Source organism: Pseudomonas sp. PSB11 (assembly GCF_014596605.1).
GTDB lineage: Bacteria > Pseudomonadota > Gammaproteobacteria > Pseudomonadales > Pseudomonadaceae > Aquipseudomonas > Aquipseudomonas umsongensis.
On the sequence record NZ_NOIO01000026.1, the window covers coordinates 67,417 to 82,519 of the forward strand.

Annotated in this window: 26 protein-coding genes; all 26 read right to left on the reverse strand. The window is 54.8% G+C overall.

The window, feature by feature from the left end; translation table 11 throughout:
* Nucleotides 1–22: 22 nt before the first annotated feature.
* The 26 genes from secY to rpsL all read right to left on the reverse strand — a co-directional run bounded on the left by secY (nucleotide 23) and on the right by rpsL (nucleotide 15,064).
* A complete protein-coding gene (gene secY / locus CGA21_RS24060; RefSeq protein ID WP_003228718.1) occupies nucleotides 23–1,351 on the reverse strand; it encodes a preprotein translocase subunit SecY in 1,329 nt (442 codons plus the stop codon).
* A complete protein-coding gene (gene rplO, locus CGA21_RS24065; protein WP_003228720.1) occupies nucleotides 1,352–1,789 on the reverse strand; it encodes a 50S ribosomal protein L15 in 438 nt (145 codons plus the stop codon).
* A 3-nt stretch (nucleotides 1,790–1,792) separates the two neighbouring features.
* Nucleotides 1,793–1,969, reverse strand: a complete 177-nt coding sequence (rpmD, locus tag CGA21_RS24070; protein WP_003176408.1) for a 50S ribosomal protein L30 — start codon at nucleotides 1,967–1,969, stop codon at nucleotides 1,793–1,795.
* Nucleotides 1,970–1,971: 2 nt separating this feature from the next.
* On the reverse strand, nucleotides 1,972–2,472 hold the full coding sequence (rpsE, locus tag CGA21_RS24075; protein WP_003186035.1) for a 30S ribosomal protein S5: 501 nt from the start codon (nucleotides 2,470–2,472) through the stop codon (nucleotides 1,972–1,974).
* A gap of 3 nt (nucleotides 2,473–2,475) precedes the next feature.
* The gene (rplR, locus tag CGA21_RS24080; protein WP_003186037.1) at nucleotides 2,476–2,826 is read right to left on the reverse strand and encodes a 50S ribosomal protein L18; all 351 of its coding nucleotides are present in this window, start codon (nucleotides 2,824–2,826) and stop codon (nucleotides 2,476–2,478) included.
* 10 nt (nucleotides 2,827–2,836) lie between these two features.
* Nucleotides 2,837–3,370 (reverse strand): 50S ribosomal protein L6, encoded by a 534-nt coding sequence (gene rplF / locus CGA21_RS24085; protein WP_003176412.1) that lies wholly within the window; start codon nucleotides 3,368–3,370, stop codon nucleotides 2,837–2,839.
* A 12-nt stretch (nucleotides 3,371–3,382) separates the two neighbouring features.
* The gene (gene rpsH, locus CGA21_RS24090) at nucleotides 3,383–3,775 is read right to left on the reverse strand and encodes a 30S ribosomal protein S8 (protein ID WP_008065722.1); all 393 of its coding nucleotides are present in this window, start codon (nucleotides 3,773–3,775) and stop codon (nucleotides 3,383–3,385) included.
* 209 nt (nucleotides 3,776–3,984) lie between these two features.
* Entirely contained in the window at nucleotides 3,985–4,290 is a 306-nt protein-coding gene (gene rpsN / locus CGA21_RS24095; RefSeq protein ID WP_003176414.1) for a 30S ribosomal protein S14, read from the reverse strand.
* Nucleotides 4,291–4,303: 13 nt separating this feature from the next.
* The gene (gene rplE / locus CGA21_RS24100; protein WP_003210069.1) at nucleotides 4,304–4,843 is read right to left on the reverse strand and encodes a 50S ribosomal protein L5; all 540 of its coding nucleotides are present in this window, start codon (nucleotides 4,841–4,843) and stop codon (nucleotides 4,304–4,306) included.
* A gap of 20 nt (nucleotides 4,844–4,863) precedes the next feature.
* Nucleotides 4,864–5,178, reverse strand: coding sequence for a 50S ribosomal protein L24 (rplX, locus tag CGA21_RS24105; RefSeq protein WP_003186046.1), 315 nt, complete (start codon nucleotides 5,176–5,178; stop codon nucleotides 4,864–4,866).
* 11 nt (nucleotides 5,179–5,189) lie between these two features.
* Complete coding sequence (gene rplN / locus CGA21_RS24110; protein ID WP_002555479.1) at nucleotides 5,190–5,558, reverse strand: 50S ribosomal protein L14; 369 nt, start codon at nucleotides 5,556–5,558, stop codon at nucleotides 5,190–5,192.
* A 23-nt stretch (nucleotides 5,559–5,581) separates the two neighbouring features.
* Nucleotides 5,582–5,848, reverse strand: coding sequence for a 30S ribosomal protein S17 (gene rpsQ, locus CGA21_RS24115; protein WP_003176419.1), 267 nt, complete (start codon nucleotides 5,846–5,848; stop codon nucleotides 5,582–5,584).
* 2 nt (nucleotides 5,849–5,850) lie between these two features.
* Nucleotides 5,851–6,042 (reverse strand): 50S ribosomal protein L29, encoded by a 192-nt coding sequence (gene rpmC, locus CGA21_RS24120; protein ID WP_002555481.1) that lies wholly within the window; start codon nucleotides 6,040–6,042, stop codon nucleotides 5,851–5,853.
* On the reverse strand, nucleotides 6,042–6,455 hold the full coding sequence (rplP, locus tag CGA21_RS24125) for a 50S ribosomal protein L16 (protein ID WP_003228729.1): 414 nt from the start codon (nucleotides 6,453–6,455) through the stop codon (nucleotides 6,042–6,044). Before rplP ends, rpmC begins: the two co-directional genes overlap by 1 nt.
* 12 nt (nucleotides 6,456–6,467) lie before the next feature.
* Nucleotides 6,468–7,154, reverse strand: coding sequence for a 30S ribosomal protein S3 (rpsC, locus tag CGA21_RS24130; protein WP_008065719.1), 687 nt, complete (start codon nucleotides 7,152–7,154; stop codon nucleotides 6,468–6,470).
* 13 nt (nucleotides 7,155–7,167) lie between these two features.
* Nucleotides 7,168–7,500, reverse strand: coding sequence for a 50S ribosomal protein L22 (rplV, locus tag CGA21_RS24135; protein ID WP_003103908.1), 333 nt, complete (start codon nucleotides 7,498–7,500; stop codon nucleotides 7,168–7,170).
* Between the two features lie 11 nt (nucleotides 7,501–7,511).
* Nucleotides 7,512–7,787: a 30S ribosomal protein S19 gene (rpsS, locus tag CGA21_RS24140; protein ID WP_002555486.1), complete on the reverse strand. Its 276-nt coding sequence runs from the start codon at nucleotides 7,785–7,787 to the stop codon at nucleotides 7,512–7,514.
* Nucleotides 7,788–7,803: 16 nt separating this feature from the next.
* On the reverse strand, nucleotides 7,804–8,628 hold the full coding sequence (gene rplB, locus CGA21_RS24145; protein WP_003186055.1) for a 50S ribosomal protein L2: 825 nt from the start codon (nucleotides 8,626–8,628) through the stop codon (nucleotides 7,804–7,806).
* A 14-nt stretch (nucleotides 8,629–8,642) separates the two neighbouring features.
* Nucleotides 8,643–8,942 carry a 50S ribosomal protein L23 gene (rplW, locus tag CGA21_RS24150; protein WP_002555488.1) on the reverse strand — a complete coding sequence of 100 codons (300 nt, stop codon included), beginning with the start codon at nucleotides 8,940–8,942 and terminating at the stop codon, nucleotides 8,643–8,645.
* Nucleotides 8,939–9,541, reverse strand: coding sequence for a 50S ribosomal protein L4 (rplD, locus tag CGA21_RS24155; protein ID WP_003228735.1), 603 nt, complete (start codon nucleotides 9,539–9,541; stop codon nucleotides 8,939–8,941). Before rplD ends, rplW begins: the two co-directional genes overlap by 4 nt.
* A gap of 12 nt (nucleotides 9,542–9,553) precedes the next feature.
* Nucleotides 9,554–10,189 carry a 50S ribosomal protein L3 gene (gene rplC, locus CGA21_RS24160; RefSeq protein WP_003186059.1) on the reverse strand — a complete coding sequence of 212 codons (636 nt, stop codon included), beginning with the start codon at nucleotides 10,187–10,189 and terminating at the stop codon, nucleotides 9,554–9,556.
* 80 nt (nucleotides 10,190–10,269) lie between these two features.
* Complete coding sequence (rpsJ, locus tag CGA21_RS24165) at nucleotides 10,270–10,581, reverse strand: 30S ribosomal protein S10 (protein ID WP_003186070.1); 312 nt, start codon at nucleotides 10,579–10,581, stop codon at nucleotides 10,270–10,272.
* A 158-nt stretch (nucleotides 10,582–10,739) separates the two neighbouring features.
* The gene (gene tuf, locus CGA21_RS24170) at nucleotides 10,740–11,933 is read right to left on the reverse strand and encodes an elongation factor Tu (protein WP_008065716.1); all 1,194 of its coding nucleotides are present in this window, start codon (nucleotides 11,931–11,933) and stop codon (nucleotides 10,740–10,742) included.
* Between the two features lie 30 nt (nucleotides 11,934–11,963).
* Nucleotides 11,964–14,069: an elongation factor G gene (gene fusA / locus CGA21_RS24175; protein ID WP_008065706.1), complete on the reverse strand. Its 2,106-nt coding sequence runs from the start codon at nucleotides 14,067–14,069 to the stop codon at nucleotides 11,964–11,966.
* Nucleotides 14,070–14,099: 30 nt separating this feature from the next.
* Nucleotides 14,100–14,570: a 30S ribosomal protein S7 gene (rpsG, locus tag CGA21_RS24180; RefSeq protein WP_002555493.1), complete on the reverse strand. Its 471-nt coding sequence runs from the start codon at nucleotides 14,568–14,570 to the stop codon at nucleotides 14,100–14,102.
* A gap of 122 nt (nucleotides 14,571–14,692) precedes the next feature.
* Nucleotides 14,693–15,064, reverse strand: a complete 372-nt coding sequence (gene rpsL / locus CGA21_RS24185; protein ID WP_003186084.1) for a 30S ribosomal protein S12 — start codon at nucleotides 15,062–15,064, stop codon at nucleotides 14,693–14,695.
* Nucleotides 15,065–15,103: the final 39 nt, after the last annotated feature.

The window sequence follows — 15,103 nt, forward strand, 5'->3', positions numbered from 1 at the left end:
CCAACTCCTCGAACCTTATGGGTCAGCGCAGCATGCCGCTGCCGTAACCCTTCAGGTTGGCTTTCTTCATCAGGGATTCGTACTGGTGCGAAACGAGGTGCGATTGTACTTGGGACATGAAGTCCATCACAACCACGACGACGATCAGCAACGAGGTCCCGCCAAGGTAGAACGGAACGTTGGCTGCAACCACCAGGAACTGGGGCAACAGGCACACGGCCGTCATGTAAAGAGCACCGAACATGGTCAAGCGAGTCAGAACGCCATCAATGTAGCGCGCAGACTGCTCACCTGGACGGATGCCCGGAATAAAGGCACCGGACTTCTTCAGGTTTTCCGCTACGTCTTTCGGATTGAACATCAACGCCGTATAGAAGAAGCAGAAGAAAATAATCCCTGCACTAAACAGCAGAATATTCAACGGCTGACCAGGAGCGATCGACTGCGAGATGTCCTGCAACCAGCCCATACCTTCAGACTGACCGAACCAGGCACCCAACGAAGCCGGGAACAGCAAAATGCTGCTCGCGAAAATAGCCGGGATAACACCGGCCATGTTCACCTTCAGCGGCAAGTGGCTGGTCTGCGCAGCGAAAACCTTACGGCCTTGCTGACGCTTGGCGTAGTGAACAGCAATACGACGCTGACCACGCTCAATGAACACCACGAAACCGATAATCGCTACTGCCAGCAAACCGATGGCAACCAAGGCGAAGATGTTGATATCACCCTGACGCGCAGACTCGAAAGACTGCCCGATCGCTCTCGGAAGACCGGCGACGATACCCGAAAAAATCAACATCGAGATACCGTTGCCAACACCACGCTCAGTAATCTGCTCACCCAGCCACATCATGAACATCGCACCAGCCACAAAAGTGGATACCGCGACGAAATGGAAGCCAAAGTCACCAGTGAACGCAACGCCCTGCCCCGCCAGACCAATGGACATGCCAATGGCCTGGACGAGAGCGAGGACGACAGTGCCGTAGCGGGTGTACTGGCTGATCTTGCGACGGCCAGCTTCACCTTCCTTCTTCAACTGTTCCAGCTGCGGGCTGACGGCGGTCATCAGTTGCATGATGATCGATGCCGAGATGTACGGCATGATCCCCAGTGCAAAAATGCTCATCCGCTCCAGCGCGCCGCCGGAAAACATGTTGAACAAGCTAAGAATGGTCCCCTCATTCTGTCGAAACAGGTCCGCGAGTCGGTCCGGGTTGATACCTGGAACCGGGATGTGTGCGCCTATTCGGTAGACGATAATCGCCAGGAACAGAAAACGCAGACGAGCCCAGAGTTCAGACATACCGCCTTTGCCGAGCGCAGAGAGAGCACCTTGCTTAGCCATTTATTCCTCGAACTTGCCGCCAGCTGCTTCGATAGCCGCACGCGCACCTTTGGTGGCGCCGATTCCCTTGCCGATAGTGACAGCGCGAGTCACTTCACCGGACAGCATGATTTTCACACGCTGTACGTTGACGTTGATCACGTTGGCATCTTTCAGGGACTGCACGGTGACGATGTCGCCTTCCACTTTAGCCAGCTCGGACAGACGCACTTCTGCGCGGTCCATGGCTTTCAGGGAAACGAAACCGAACTTCGGCAGGCGACGATGCAGCGGCTGTTGACCGCCTTCAAAGCCTGGAGCAATGGTGCCACCGGAGCGGGAAGTCTGACCTTTGTGACCACGGCCACCAGTCTTACCCAAACCACTACCGATACCACGGCCCGGACGATGCTTTTCGCGACGGGAACCCGGCGCTGGACTCAGATCATTGAGTTTCATCGATTAACCCTCGACACGCAGCATGTAGTAAGCCTTGTTGATCATCCCGCGATTCTCGGGAGTATCCTGGACTTCTACAGTGTGACCGATGCGACGCAGACCCAGACCCTTAACGCACAGTTTGTGGTTAGGGATGCGGCCGGTCATGCTTTTGATCAGCGTAACTTTAACGGTAGCCATGATCAGAAGATCTCCTTGACGCTTTTGCCACGCTTGGCGGCAATGGATTCAGGAGACTGCATTGCTTTCAAACCCTTGAAAGTGGCGTGAACCACGTTTACCGGGTTAGTCGAGCCATAGCACTTGGCCAGAACGTTCTGAACGCCAGCAACTTCGAGAACGGCACGCATTGCGCCGCCAGCGATGATACCGGTACCTTCAGAAGCAGGCTGCATGTACACCTTCGAAGCGCCGTGGGCGGACTTCATTGCGTACTGCAGGGTGGTGCCGTTCAGATCAACCTGGATCATGTTGCGGCGAGCAGCTTCCATTGCCTTCTGGATCGCAGCAGGCACTTCACGCGACTTGCCACGGCCGAAGCCAACACGCCCTTTACCATCACCTACCACGGTCAACGCGGTGAAAGTGAAGATACGGCCGCCTTTAACGGTTTTGGCTACGCGGTTAACTTGAACCAGCTTCTCGATGTAGCCTTCGTCGCGCTTTTGGTCGTTATTTGACATAACTTAGAACTCCAGCCCAGCTTCACGAGCAGCATCAGCCAGCGCTTTAACGCGGCCGTGGTACTTGAAGCCAGAGCGGTCGAAAGCCACCTGCGAGACGCCAGCGGCCTTAGCACGCGTAGCGACCAGCTGGCCAACCTTAGTGGCCGCGTCGATGTTGCCAGTGGCGCCATCACGCAGTTCTTTATCCAAAGTCGAGGCGCTTGCCAGGACTTTGTTGCCGTCGGCCGAAATGACCTGGGCGTAGATGTGCTGCGACGAGCGGAACACGCAGAGACGCACGACTTCGAGTTCGTGCATTTTCAGGCGTGCTTTGCGAGCGCGACGCAGTCGAGTAACTTTTTTGTCGGTCATTTGCTATGCCCTACTTCTTCTTGGCTTCTTTACGACGGACGACTTCGTCCGCGTAGCGCACACCTTTGCCTTTGTACGGCTCTGGTGGACGGAAGTCGCGGATCTCGGCGGCCACTTGACCTACCAGCTGCTTATCGATGCCCTTGATCAGGATATCGGTCTGGCTAGGAGTCTCAGCGGTGATGCCTTCCGGCAGTTCATAATCCACTGGGTGCGAGAAGCCAAGAGCCAGGTTCAGCACTGTGCCTTTTGCTTGCGCTTTGTAACCAACACCGACCAGCTGGAGCTTGCGCTCGAAGCCTTGGCTTACGCCTTGGACCATGTTGTTTACCAACGCACGAGTGGTACCAGCCATTGCGCGAGTTTGTTGATCGCCATTGCGAGCAGCGAAACGCAGCTCACCAGCTTCTTCAACGATCTCAACGGACGAATGGATGTTCAGTTCGAGAGTGCCCTTGGCACCCTTCACCGAAAGCTGTTGGCCTGCGAATTTTACTTCGACGCCGGCTGGCAGCTTAACGGGGTTCTTAGCGACGCGAGACATGCTTATCCCCCCTTAGAACACAGTGCAAAGAACTTCGCCGCCGACACCGGCAGCGCGCGCAGCACGATCAGTCATCACACCCTTGTTGGTGGAGACGATAGACACACCGAGACCGCCACGAACTTTTGGCAGATCATCGACGGACTTGTACTGACGCAGGCCTGGACGGCTAACGCGCTTCACTTCTTCGATAACCGGACGGCCTTCGAAGTATTTCAGCTCGATAGACAGCAGTGGTTTTGTTTCGCTGCTGATCTGATAACCCGCGATGTAACCTTCGTCCTTCAGGACTTTGGCAACAGCTACCTTCAACGTGGAAGATGGCATGCTTACGACGGACTTTTCAGCCATCTGGGCATTACGGATTCGAGTTAGCATGTCCGCTAACGGGTCCTGCATACTCATGGGCTAGACGCTCCTAATACAGAAAAATTAGCCTTGCGGCTACTACGTGTCGCCGAGAATCTCCGGGTATAAAAAACACGGGCTCAGGCGAGCCGGGTATTCTAGACACACCCCAGAAATGAATCAAGCCCCAAAAGGGGCTTGATCCAGATTCAAGGCCACCGGTGGTCAGGTTCTTGCGAACCCTTGCACCGAGACTTTGACAGTACTTACCAGCTGGCTTTAACCAGACCTGGTACGTCACCACGCATTGCCGCTTCACGCAGTTTGTTACGGCCGAGGCCGAACTTGCGGTAAACGCCGTGTGGACGACCGGTCAGGCGGCAGCGGTTACGCATGCGCGAAGCGCTTGCGTCACGTGGCTGCTTCTGCAGGGCAACTGTAGCTTCCCAACGCGCTTCTGGACTTGCGTTCAGATCAACGATGATAGCTTTCAGTGCTGCACGCTTCTTGGCGTACTTGGCAACCGTGAGCTGACGCTTCAGCTCGCGGTTTTTCATGCTCATCTTGGCCATGGTCCTACTCCAATCAGTTGCGGAACGGGAATTTGAACGCACGCAGCAGAGCGCGGCCTTCATCATCGTTCTTGGCAGTGGTGGTCAGGGTGATGTCCAGACCGCGGAGAGCATCGATCTTGTCGTAGTCGATTTCCGGGAAGATGATCTGCTCTTTCACGCCCATGCTGTAGTTGCCACGACCATCGAAGGACTTGGCATTCAGGCCGCGGAAGTCGCGAACCCGAGGCAGGGAGATCGACAGCAGACGATCCAGGAACTCGTACATACGCTCACGGCGCAGGGTCACTTTGACGCCGATCGGCCAACCTTCACGGACTTTAAAGCCAGCGATGGATTTGCGAGCGTAGGTCACAACGACTTTCTGGCCGGTGATCTTTTCCAGGTCAGCTACAGCGTGCTCGATGACTTTTTTGTCGCCGATCGCTTCGCCCAGACCCATGTTCAGGGTGATTTTGGTAACGCGCGGAACTTCCATCACGTTCGAAAGCTTAAGTTCTTCCTTAAGTTTCGGAGCGATTTCCTTCCGGTAAATCTCTTTTAGTCGTGCCATGGTCTTCTACCTAGCAGTGTTCAAGCATCAACCGCTTTTTGGGTCGACTTGAAGACACGAATTTTCTTACCGTCTTCTACTTTGAAACCAACGCGGTCAGCCTTGTTGGTTTCGCCGTTGAAGATGGCGACGTTAGAAGCGTGCAGTGGCGCTTCTTTCTCGACGATACCGCCTTGTACGCCCGACATCGGGTTAGGCTTGGTATGACGCTTGACCAGGTTCAGACCACCAACAACCAGACGGTTGTCAGCAAGAACCTTCAGCACCTTACCGCGCTTACCTTTGTCTTTGCCGGCGATCACGATGATCTCGTCGTCACGACGAATCTTTTGCATGTCGGATCTCCTTACAGCACTTCTGGGGCGAGCGAGACGATCTTCATGAACTTCTCAGTACGAAGTTCACGGGTCACTGGCCCAAAGATACGGGTGCCGATCGGCTCTTGCTTGTTGTTCAGAAGAACAGCAGCGTTGCCATCAAAGCGGATAATGGAGCCATCAGCACGACGTACGCCGTGACGAGTGCGGACTACAACAGCAGTCATCACTTGGCCTTTTTTCACTTTACCGCGAGGAATTGCTTCCTTCACGGTAACTTTGATGATGTCACCGATACCAGCGTAACGACGATGGGAGCCACCCAGCACCTTGATGCACATAACGCGGCGAGCGCCGCTGTTATCGGCCACATCGAGCATGGATTGAGTCTGAATCATATAATTTCTCCGACCCCTAGTCCTTAGACTTCCACAGCGCGTTCGAGAACATCAACCAGCGCCCAAGACTTGGTCTTGGCCAAAGGACGAGTTTCACGAATAGTGACTTTGTCGCCGATGTGGCACTGATTGGTTTCGTCGTGCGCGTGCAGCTTAGTCGAACGCTTAACGTATTTACCGTAGATCGGGTGCTTAACGCGACGCTCGATCAGAACGGTGATGGTTTTGTCCATCTTGTCGCTGACAACACGGCCAGTCAGCGTACGGACAGTTTTTTCGGCTTCAGCCATGATTACTTACCTGCCTGCTGGTTGAGCACAGTCTTCACGCGAGCGATGTCACGCTTAACTTGCGAGAGCAGATGAGACTGCCCCAACTGGCCAGTTGCTTTCTGCATACGCAGATTGAACTGGTCGCGCAGCAAGCCGAGCAGTTGCTCGTTCAGCTGCTGTGCGGATTTTTCACGAAGTTCATTCGCTTTCATCACATCACCGTCCGTTTAACAAAGGAGGTGGCGAGCGGCAGCTTTGCAGCAGCCAGGGCGAAAGCCTCACGCGCCAGCTCTTCAGAAACACCCTCGATTTCATACAGGACTTTGCCTGGCTGAATCTGGGCAACCCAGTATTCCACGTTACCCTTACCTTTACCCATCCGAACCTCGAGAGGTTTTTTGGAGATCGGCTTGTCCGGGAATACACGGATCCAGATCTTGCCACCACGTTTTACGTGACGGGTCAGAGCACGACGCGCTGACTCGATCTGACGAGCGGTGAGACGACCACGAGCTACAGACTTCAGCGCGAACTCGCCGAAGCTGACTTTGCTACCGCGCAATGCCAGGCCACGGTTGTGACCAGTCATTTGCTTGCGGAACTTCGTACGCTTTGGTTGCAACATTTGGCGTACCCCTTACTTAGCAGCTTTTTTACGAGGCGCTGGTGCTTGTGGTTTCAGTTCTTCTTGGCGACCACCAATTACTTCGCCTTTGAAGATCCAAACCTTTACACCGATCACACCGTAGGTGGTGTGAGCTTCGTAGTTGGCATAGTCGATGTCGGCACGCAGGGTGTGCAATGGCACACGACCTTCGCGATACCATTCAGTACGTGCGATTTCAGCACCGCCGAGACGACCGCTCACTTGGATTTTGATGCCTTTGGCACCAATGCGCATGGCGTTCTGTACAGCGCGCTTCATAGCGCGACGGAACATTACGCGACGCTCCAGCTGCTGAGCTACGCTCTGCGCAACCAGCATACCGTCGAGCTCCGGCTTGCGGATCTCTTCGATATTGATGTGCACAGGCACACCCATTTGCTTGGTCAGGTCCTGACGCAGTTTCTCAACATCTTCACCTTTCTTCCCGATAACGATACCTGGACGAGCGGTGTGGATGGTGATGCGTGCAGTTTGAGCCGGACGATGGATATCGATACGGCTTACGGACGCGCTTTTTAGTTTGTCTTGGAGATACTCACGCACCTTCAGATCTGCGAGCAAATAGTCCGCATAAGTCCGACCGTCTGCGTACCAGACGGAGGTGTGCTCCTTGACGATTCCCAGGCGAATGCCAATGGGATGTACTTTCTGACCCATCTCTTCGACTCCGTTACTTGTCAGCAACCTTGACAGTGATATGGCAAGACCGCTTGACGATGCGATCAGCACGGCCTTTGGCACGTGGCATGATGCGCTTCAGCGAACGCCCTTCGTTGACGAAAACGGTGCTGACCTTCAGGTCATCAACGTCTGCGCCTTCGTTATGCTCGGCGTTGGCTACGGCCGACTCCAGCACTTTCTTCATGATCTCGGCGGCTTTCTTACTGCTGAAAGCCAACAGGTTGAGCGCTTCGCCCACCTTCTTCCCGCGGATCTGGTCGGCGACCAAGCGGGCTTTCTGGGCGGAGATTCGAGCGCCCGACAACTTAGCGGCTACTTCCATTTCCTAACCCCTTAACGCTTGGCTTTCTTGTCTGCCACGTGCCCGCGATAAGTGCGGGTACCGGCGAACTCGCCCAGTTTGTGGCCGACCATGTCTTCGTTCACGAGAACTGGGACGTGCTGACGACCGTTGTGTACTGCGATGGTCAAACCGACCATTTGTGGCAGGATCATCGAACGACGCGACCAGGTTTTCACCGGTTTGCGATCGTTCTTTTCCGCCGCCACTTCGATCTTCTTCAGTAGGTGAAGATCGATAAAAGGACCTTTTTTCAGAGAACGTGGCACTGTCGTATCCCTCTATTTACTTGCGACGACGGACGATCATTTTGTCGGTACGCTTATTACCACGAGTCTTCGCGCCCTTAGTCGGGAAGCCCCATGGCGATACCGGATGACGACCACCAGAGGTACGACCTTCACCACCACCATGTGGGTGGTCAACCGGGTTCATGGCAACACCACGAACGGTTGGGCGAACGCCACGCCAGCGTTTGGCACCAGCTTTACCCAGCGAACGCAGGCTGTGCTCGGAGTTCGAGACTTCGCCCAGGGTCGCACGGCATTCAGCCAGGACTTTACGCATTTCACCGGAACGCAGACGCAGGGTAACGTACACGCCTTCACGAGCGATCAGCTGAGCCGAAGCACCAGCGGAACGAGCGATCTGAGCGCCTTTACCTGGCTTCAATTCGATGCCGTGTACGGTGCTACCAACTGGAATGTTACGCAGTTGCAGAGCGTTGCCCGGCTTGATCGGTGCCAGAGCACCTGCGATCAGCTGGTCGCCAGCGCTCACGCCTTTAGGGGCGATGATGTAGCGACGCTCGCCATCTGCGTACAGCAGCAGAGCGATGTGAGCAGTACGGTTTGGATCGTATTCGATACGCTCGACAGTGGCAGCGATGCCATCTTTGTCGTTGCGACGGAAATCGACCAGACGATAATGCTGCTTATGACCACCACCGATGTGACGAGTGGTAATACGGCCATTGTTGTTACGACCACCAGACTTCGACTTCTTCTCGAGCAGCGGTGCGTGAGGAGCGCCTTTATGCAGCTCCTGGTTGACCACCTTGACCACAAAACGGCGGCCAGGGGAAGTCGGTTTGCATTTAACGATTGCCATGATGCACCCCTTCCTTACTCAGCACTGCTGCTGAAATCGAGATCTTGGCCTGGCTGAAGGGAGATAACTGCCTTCTTCCAGTCATTACGCTTGCCCAGACCGCGAGCAGTGCGCTTGCTCTTACCCAGAACATTCAGGGTAGTAACACGCTCTACTTTCACGCTGAACAGGCTTTCGACGGCCTTCTTGATTTCCAGCTTGGTTGCATCAGTAGCAACCTTGAAAACGAACTGGCCTTTCTTGTCTGCCAGAACCGTAGCCTTCTCGGAAACGTGCGGGCCAAGCAGAACTTTAAATACGCGTTCCTGGTTCATCCCAGCAGCTCCTCGAATTTCTTCACGGCCGACACGGTGATCAACACCTTGTCGTATGCGATCAGACTAACTGGATCGGAACCTTGCACATCACGTACATCTACGTGTGGCAGGTTACGAGCAGCCAGGTACAGGTTCTGATCAACAGCGTCCGACACGATCAGAACGTCGGTCAGGCTCATGTTGTTCAGCTTGCCCAGCAGGTCTTTGGTTTTCGGCGTTTCAACGGCGAAATCCTGAACCACGACCAGACGATCAGTACGCACCAGCTCAGCAAGGATGGAACGCATTGCTGCGCGATACATCTTCTTGTTCAGCTTCTGCGAGTGATCCTGAGGACGAGCTGCAAAAGTGGTACCGCCGCCACGCCAGATTGGGCTACGGATAGTACCGGCACGAGCACGGCCAGTACCTTTCTGACGCCATGGGCGCTTACCGCCACCACGAACGTCGGAACGGGTCTTCTGCTGCTTGCTACCCTGACGGCCGCCAGCCATGTAGGCCACGACTGCTTGGTGAACCAGCGTCTCGTTGAATTCGCCGCCAAATGTCAGTTCGGAAACTTCGATCGCTTGAGCGTCATTTACATTTAATTGCATGTCAGCTTCCCCTTAACCGCGAGCCTTGGCTGCTGGACGTACAACCAAGTTGCCGCCAGTAGCGCCAGGAACAGCGCCCTTGACCAACAACAGATTGCGTTCAGCGTCCACGCGCACTACTTCGAGGGACTGCACGGTCACGCGCTCAGCGCCCATATGACCGGACATTTTTTTGCCCTTGAATACACGACCAGGAGTCTGGCACTGGCCGATAGAGCCTGGAACGCGGTGGGATACGGAGTTACCGTGGGTGTTATCTTGCCCGCGGAAATTCCAACGCTTGATCGTACCCTGGAAGCCTTTACCCTTGGACTGACCGGTTACATCAACCAGTTGACCAGCGGCGAAGATTTCAGCGTTGATCAGATCGCCGGCCTGGTACTCGCCTTCTTCAAGGCGGAATTCCATTACGGTACGACCAGCGGCAACGTTCGCTTTAGCGAAGTGGCCAGCCTGAGCTGCTGTTACACGCGAAGCACGACGCTCGCCGACAGTGACTTGCACTGCACGATAGCCATCGGTCTCTTCAGTTTTGAACTGGGTGACGCGATTCGGTTCGATCTCAATGACCGTGACCGGAATGGAGACACCTTCTTCGGTGAAAATACGGGTCATACCGCATTTACGACCGACTACACCAATAGTCATGTTGTAAACCTCATGAGTGTACGGGGCTTTCACCCGCTATGGCCGCCCATTTCAGAGCGTTACACGACTAAGACCGAGTCTTAGCCGAGGCTGATCTGCACTTCCACACCGGCCGCAAGATCAAGCTTCATAAGTGCATCAACGGTTTTATCCGTTGGCTGGACGATGTCCAGTACGCGCTTATGAGTACGGATCTCGTACTGGTCACGCGCGTCTTTGTTGACGTGCGGGGAGACCAGAACGGTGAACCGCTCTTTACGGGTAGGCAGTGGAATTGGACCACGCACTTGAGCACCAGTACGTTTCGCGGTTTCCACGATTTCCTGGGTGGATTGGTCGATCAGGCGATGGTCAAAAGCCTTCAACCTGATACGGATTTGCTGATTTTGCATTGGATTTCAGACTCCGGCTGCTATTCCCACCAGGCGCAATACGCCTGTTAAAAGGAGGCGCAATTCTATAGACGCCCCAGATAGGTGTCAACCCAATAAAAAAGGCCCCCGCTGAGCGGGGGCCTTTTCAAAACATCAAAGCTTTCTCAGTGAAGAGATTACTCGATGATTTTAGCTACAACGCCAGCACCAACGGTACGGCCGCCTTCACGGATAGCGAAGCGCAGACCGTCTTCCATTGCGATGGTTTTGATCAGGGTAACAGTCATCTGAATGTTGTCACCTGGCATTACCATTTCAACGCCTTCTGGCAGCTCGCAGTTACCGGTCACGTCAGTAGTACGGAAGTAGAACTGTGGACGGTAGCCTTTGAAGAACGGAGTGTGACGGCCGCCTTCTTCCTTGCTCAGAACGTAAACTTCTGCGGTGAACTTGGTGTGTGGCTTAACCGAACCTGGCTTAACCAGAACCTGGCCACGCTCAACGTCGTCACGCTTGGTACCACGCAGCAGAACGCCGCAGTTCTCGCCAGCACGACCTTCGTCGAGCAGCTTGCGGAACATCTCAACACCGGTGCAGGTGGTGGTGGTGGTGTCACGCAGACCAACGATTTCCAGTGCATCTTGAACGCGAACGATACCGCGCTCGATACGACCAGTCACAACAGTACCACGACCCGAGATCGAGAATACGTCTTCGATTGGCATCAGGAATGGCTTGTCGATAGCACGCTCTGGCTCTGGGATGTAGGTGTCCAGAGTTTCAACCAGCTTACGAACGGCAGTGGTGCCCATTTCGTTGTCGTCTTTGCCTTCCAGCGCCATACGAGCAGAACCGATGATGATCGGAGTGTCGTCGCCTGGGAAGTCATAGGTGGACAGCAGGTCGCGAACTTCCATCTCAACCAGTTCCAGCAGCTCAGCGTCGTCTACCAGGTCAGCCTTGTTCAGGAAAACCACGATGTACGGAACGCCTACCTGACGGGACAGCAGGATGTGCTCACGGGTTTGTGGCATCGGACCATCAGCGGCCGAGCAAACCAGGATCGCGCCGTCCATCTGGGCAGCACCGGTGATCATGTTCTTCACGTAGTCAGCGTGACCTGGGCAGTCAACGTGAGCGTAGTGACGAATGTTCGAGTTGTACTCGACGTGCGCGGTGTTAATGGTAATACCGCGAGCTTTTTCTTCTGGTGCGCTGTCGATCTTGTCGAATTCAACTACGGCCGAACCGAAAACTTCGGAGCAGACGCGAGTCAGAGCAGCGGTCAGAGTGGTTTTACCGTGGTCAACGTGGCCGATGGTGCCAACGTTTACGTGCGGTAGGGAACGATCAAATTTTTCTTTAGCCACGACAATTAACTCCTTGCCTAAAGGACTGAATCAGCCTTGTTTTTTGGTAACGGTTTCGACGATGTGCGACGGAGCCGTATTGTATTTTTTGAATTCCATAGAGTAGCTTGCGCGACCCTGGGACATCGAACGAACGTCGGTCGCATAACCGAACATCTCGCCCAACGGAACTTCAGCACGGATAACCTTACCGGAAACCGTATCTTCCATACCCAGAATCATGCCGCGACGACGGTTCAGGTCGCCCATCACGTCACCCATATAGTCTTCAGGCGTAACAACCTCTACCGCCATGATCGGCTCGAGCAACTCACCACCGCCCTTCTGGGCCAGTTGCTTGGTCGCCATGGAAGCAGCCACCTTAAACGCCATCTCGTTCGAGTCGACGTCGTGGTAAGAACCATCAAACACGGTAGCCTTCAGGCCGATCAGCGGATAGCCGGCAACAACACCGTTCTTCATCTGCTCTTCGATACCCTTCTGGATAGCCGGGATGTATTCCTTAGGAACCACACCACCCACTACTTCGTTCAGGAATTGCAGACCTTCCTGACCTTCGTCAGCAGGTGCAAAACGAATCCAGCAGTGACCGAACTGGCCACGACCGCCGGACTGGCGAACGAACTTGCCTTCGATTTCGCAGCTCTTCGTGATGCGCTCACGGTACGAAACTTGAGGCTTACCGATGTTGGCTTCGACGTTGAACTCACGGCGCATCCGGTCAACCAGGATGTCCAGGTGCAGCTCGCCCATGCCGGAGATGATCGTTTGACCAGTCTCTTCATCAGTTTTGACGCGGAAAGACGGGTCTTCCTGAGCAAGTTTGCCCAGAGCGATACCCATTTTTTCCTGGTCATCCTTGGTCTTAGGCTCTACGGCAACCGAAATAACCGGCTCCGGGAAGTCCATGCGAACCAGGATGATTGGCTTGTCAGCGTTGCAGAGGGTTTCACCAGTGGTGACGTCCTTCATGCCGATCAGGGCCGCGATGTCGCCAGCGCGCACTTCCTTGATCTCTTCACGGGCGTTTGCGTGCATTTGCACCATACGACCCACGCGCTCTTTCTTGCCTTTAACCGAGTTGATCACGCCGTCGCCGGAGGCCAACACGCCCGAGTAAACGCGGACGAAGGTCAAGGTACCCACGAATGGGTCGGTAGCGATCTTGAACGCCAGAGCCGAGAACGGCTCGTTGTCGTCTGCATGACGCTCCATTTGCTTTTCCTCGTCATCCGGGTCAGTACCCTTGATGGCAGGAATGTCGGTTGGAGCCGGCAGGTAGTCGATAACGGCGTCGAGAACCAGGGGAACACCCTTGTTCTTGAAGGAAGAACCACAAACAGCCAGGACGATCTCACCAGCGATGGTACGCTGACGCAGAGCCGCCTTGATTTCCTCGATGGTGAGCTCTTCGCCCTCGAGGTACTTGTTCATCAGCTCTTCGCTGGCTTCGGCCGCAGCCTCAACCATGTTGCTGCGCCACTCTTCAGCCAATTCCTGCAGTTCAGCAGGGATAGCTTCGCGACGTGGAGTCATGCCCTTGTCAGCATCGTTCCAGTAAACCGCTTCCATGGTCATCAGATCGATCTGACCCTGGAAGTTGTCTTCGGAACCGATAGCCAACTGGATCGGCACCGGAGTGTGACCCAGACGCTGCTTGATCTGAGCGATCACGCGCAGGAAGTTCGCACCAGCACGGTCCATCTTGTTCACGTAAACGATACGTGGAACACCGTATTTGTTGGCTTGACGCCATACGGTTTCGGACTGAGGCTCAACGCCGGAAGTGCCGCAGAACACAACGACCGCGCCGTCAAGTACACGCAGGGAACGCTCAACTTCAATGGTGAAGTCTACGTGGCCCGGGGTGTCGATGACGTTGAAGCGGTATTGGTCTTTGTGCTGCTTAGCAGAACCCTGCCAGAAGGCGGTAATAGCAGCAGAAGTAATGGTAATACCACGCTCCTGCTCCTGAACCATCCAGTCGGTGGTCGCGGCGCCGTCATGCACCTCGCCCATCTTGTGGCTTTTGCCAGTGTAAAAAAGGACGCGCTCGGTGGTGGTGGTTTTACCAGCATCCACGTGAGCAACGATACCAATGTTACGGTAGCGATTAATCGGTGTAGTACGAGCCATAAAGCCCTCGCAAATTGAGTGACGCTAAAATTAGAAGCGGTAGTGCGAGAAAGCTTTGTTAGCTTCAGCCATACGGTGCACGTCTTCACGCTTCTTAACTGCAGCACCTTTACCTTCGGCAGCGTCCAACAGTTCGCCAGCCAAACGCAGAGCCATAGACTTCTCGCCGCGCTTACGGGCGAAGTCTACCAACCAGCGCATTGCCAGAGCGTTACGACGGGACGGGCGAACTTCAACCGGAACCTGGTAAGTAGCACCGCCTACACGGCGCGACTTTACTTCGACCAGCGGAGCGATGGCGTCGAGAGCTTTCTCGAAGATTTCCAGGGGGTCGCTGTTCTTGCGCTCTTTAACCTTTTCCAGCGCGCCATAAACGATACGCTCGGCAACGGCTTTCTTGCCGCTTTCCATCACGTGGTTCATGAACTTGGCCAGGATTTGGCTTCCGTATTTTGGATCGTCAAGCACTTCGCGCTTGGCTGCTACGCGTCTTCTTGGCATGGATAAGCCCTCAAACGGTCTTCAGGTTCGCTCGGAATCGGTGCCCATTACTACGGGACGCCTCCGACCTTACTCTTATCGACTCAGAAAAATAGAAATCAGTTTTTTGCAGCAAGCGACCATTACTTCGGACGCTTGGTACCGTACTTCGAACGACCCTGGTTACGACCTTTAACGCCGGAAGTATCCAACGAACCGCGAACGGTGTGGTAACGAACACCTGGCAAGTCTTTTACACGACCGCCGCGGATCAGTACCACGCTGTGCTCTTGCAGGTTGTGGCCTTCACCGCCGATGTACGAGGAAACCTCGAAACCGTTGGTCAGGCGCACACGGCATACTTTACGCAGTGCCGAGTTAGGTTTTTTCGGCGTGGTGGTGTACACACGGGTGCACACGCCACGGCGTTGCGGGCAGTTCTGCAGCGCAGGCACGTCGGATTTCTCGACGATACGCTTACGCGGCTGACGTACCAGCTGGTTGATAGTTGCCATCTACTAGCTCCACTGTTGTCTTGCGACGCTATTGTCTTG

Excerpts from the sequence above, each read along its gene's own strand:
- secY (WP_003228718.1), bottom strand. The coding sequence starts at position 1,351 with ATGGCTAAGCAAGGTGCTCTCTCTGCGCTCGGCAAAGGCGGTATGTCT.
- rplO (WP_003228720.1), bottom strand. The coding sequence starts at position 1,789 with ATGAAACTCAATGATCTGAGTCCAGCGCCGGGTTCCCGTCGCGAAAAG.
- rpmD (WP_003176408.1), bottom strand. The coding sequence starts at position 1,969 with ATGGCTACCGTTAAAGTTACGCTGATCAAAAGCATGACCGGCCGCATC.
- rpsE (WP_003186035.1), bottom strand. The coding sequence starts at position 2,472 with ATGTCAAATAACGACCAAAAGCGCGACGAAGGCTACATCGAGAAGCTG.
- rplR (WP_003186037.1), bottom strand. The coding sequence starts at position 2,826 with ATGACCGACAAAAAAGTTACTCGACTGCGTCGCGCTCGCAAAGCACGC.
- rplF (WP_003176412.1), bottom strand. The coding sequence starts at position 3,370 with ATGTCTCGCGTCGCTAAGAACCCCGTTAAGCTGCCAGCCGGCGTCGAA.
- rpsH (WP_008065722.1), bottom strand. The coding sequence starts at position 3,775 with ATGAGTATGCAGGACCCGTTAGCGGACATGCTAACTCGAATCCGTAAT.
- rpsN (WP_003176414.1), bottom strand. The coding sequence starts at position 4,290 with ATGGCCAAGATGAGCATGAAAAACCGCGAGCTGAAGCGTCAGCTCACG.
- rplE (WP_003210069.1), bottom strand. The coding sequence starts at position 4,843 with ATGGCACGACTAAAAGAGATTTACCGGAAGGAAATCGCTCCGAAACTT.
- rplX (WP_003186046.1), bottom strand. The coding sequence starts at position 5,178 with ATGCAAAAGATTCGTCGTGACGACGAGATCATCGTGATCGCCGGCAAA.
- rplN (WP_002555479.1), bottom strand. The coding sequence starts at position 5,558 with ATGATTCAGACTCAATCCATGCTCGATGTGGCCGATAACAGCGGCGCT.
- rpsQ (WP_003176419.1), bottom strand. The coding sequence starts at position 5,848 with ATGGCTGAAGCCGAAAAAACTGTCCGTACGCTGACTGGCCGTGTTGTC.
- rpmC (WP_002555481.1), bottom strand. The coding sequence starts at position 6,042 with ATGAAAGCGAATGAACTTCGTGAAAAATCCGCACAGCAGCTGAACGAG.
- rplP (WP_003228729.1), bottom strand. The coding sequence starts at position 6,455 with ATGTTGCAACCAAAGCGTACGAAGTTCCGCAAGCAAATGACTGGTCAC.
- rpsC (WP_008065719.1), bottom strand. The coding sequence starts at position 7,154 with ATGGGTCAGAAAGTACATCCCATTGGCATTCGCCTGGGAATCGTCAAG.
- rplV (WP_003103908.1), bottom strand. The coding sequence starts at position 7,500 with ATGGAAGTAGCCGCTAAGTTGTCGGGCGCTCGAATCTCCGCCCAGAAA.
- rplB (WP_003186055.1), bottom strand. The coding sequence starts at position 8,628 with ATGGCAATCGTTAAATGCAAACCGACTTCCCCTGGCCGCCGTTTTGTG.
- rplW (WP_002555488.1), bottom strand. The coding sequence starts at position 8,942 with ATGAACCAGGAACGCGTATTTAAAGTTCTGCTTGGCCCGCACGTTTCC.
- rplD (WP_003228735.1), bottom strand. The coding sequence starts at position 9,541 with ATGCAATTAAATGTAAATGACGCTCAAGCGATCGAAGTTTCCGAACTG.
- rplC (WP_003186059.1), bottom strand. The coding sequence starts at position 10,189 with ATGACTATTGGTGTAGTCGGTCGTAAATGCGGTATGACCCGTATTTTC.
- rpsJ (WP_003186070.1), bottom strand. The coding sequence starts at position 10,581 with ATGCAAAATCAGCAAATCCGTATCAGGTTGAAGGCTTTTGACCATCGC.
- fusA (WP_008065706.1), bottom strand. The coding sequence starts at position 14,069 with ATGGCTCGTACTACACCGATTAATCGCTACCGTAACATTGGTATCGTT.
- rpsG (WP_002555493.1), bottom strand. The coding sequence starts at position 14,570 with ATGCCAAGAAGACGCGTAGCAGCCAAGCGCGAAGTGCTTGACGATCCA.
- rpsL (WP_003186084.1), bottom strand. The coding sequence starts at position 15,064 with ATGGCAACTATCAACCAGCTGGTACGTCAGCCGCGTAAGCGTATCGTC.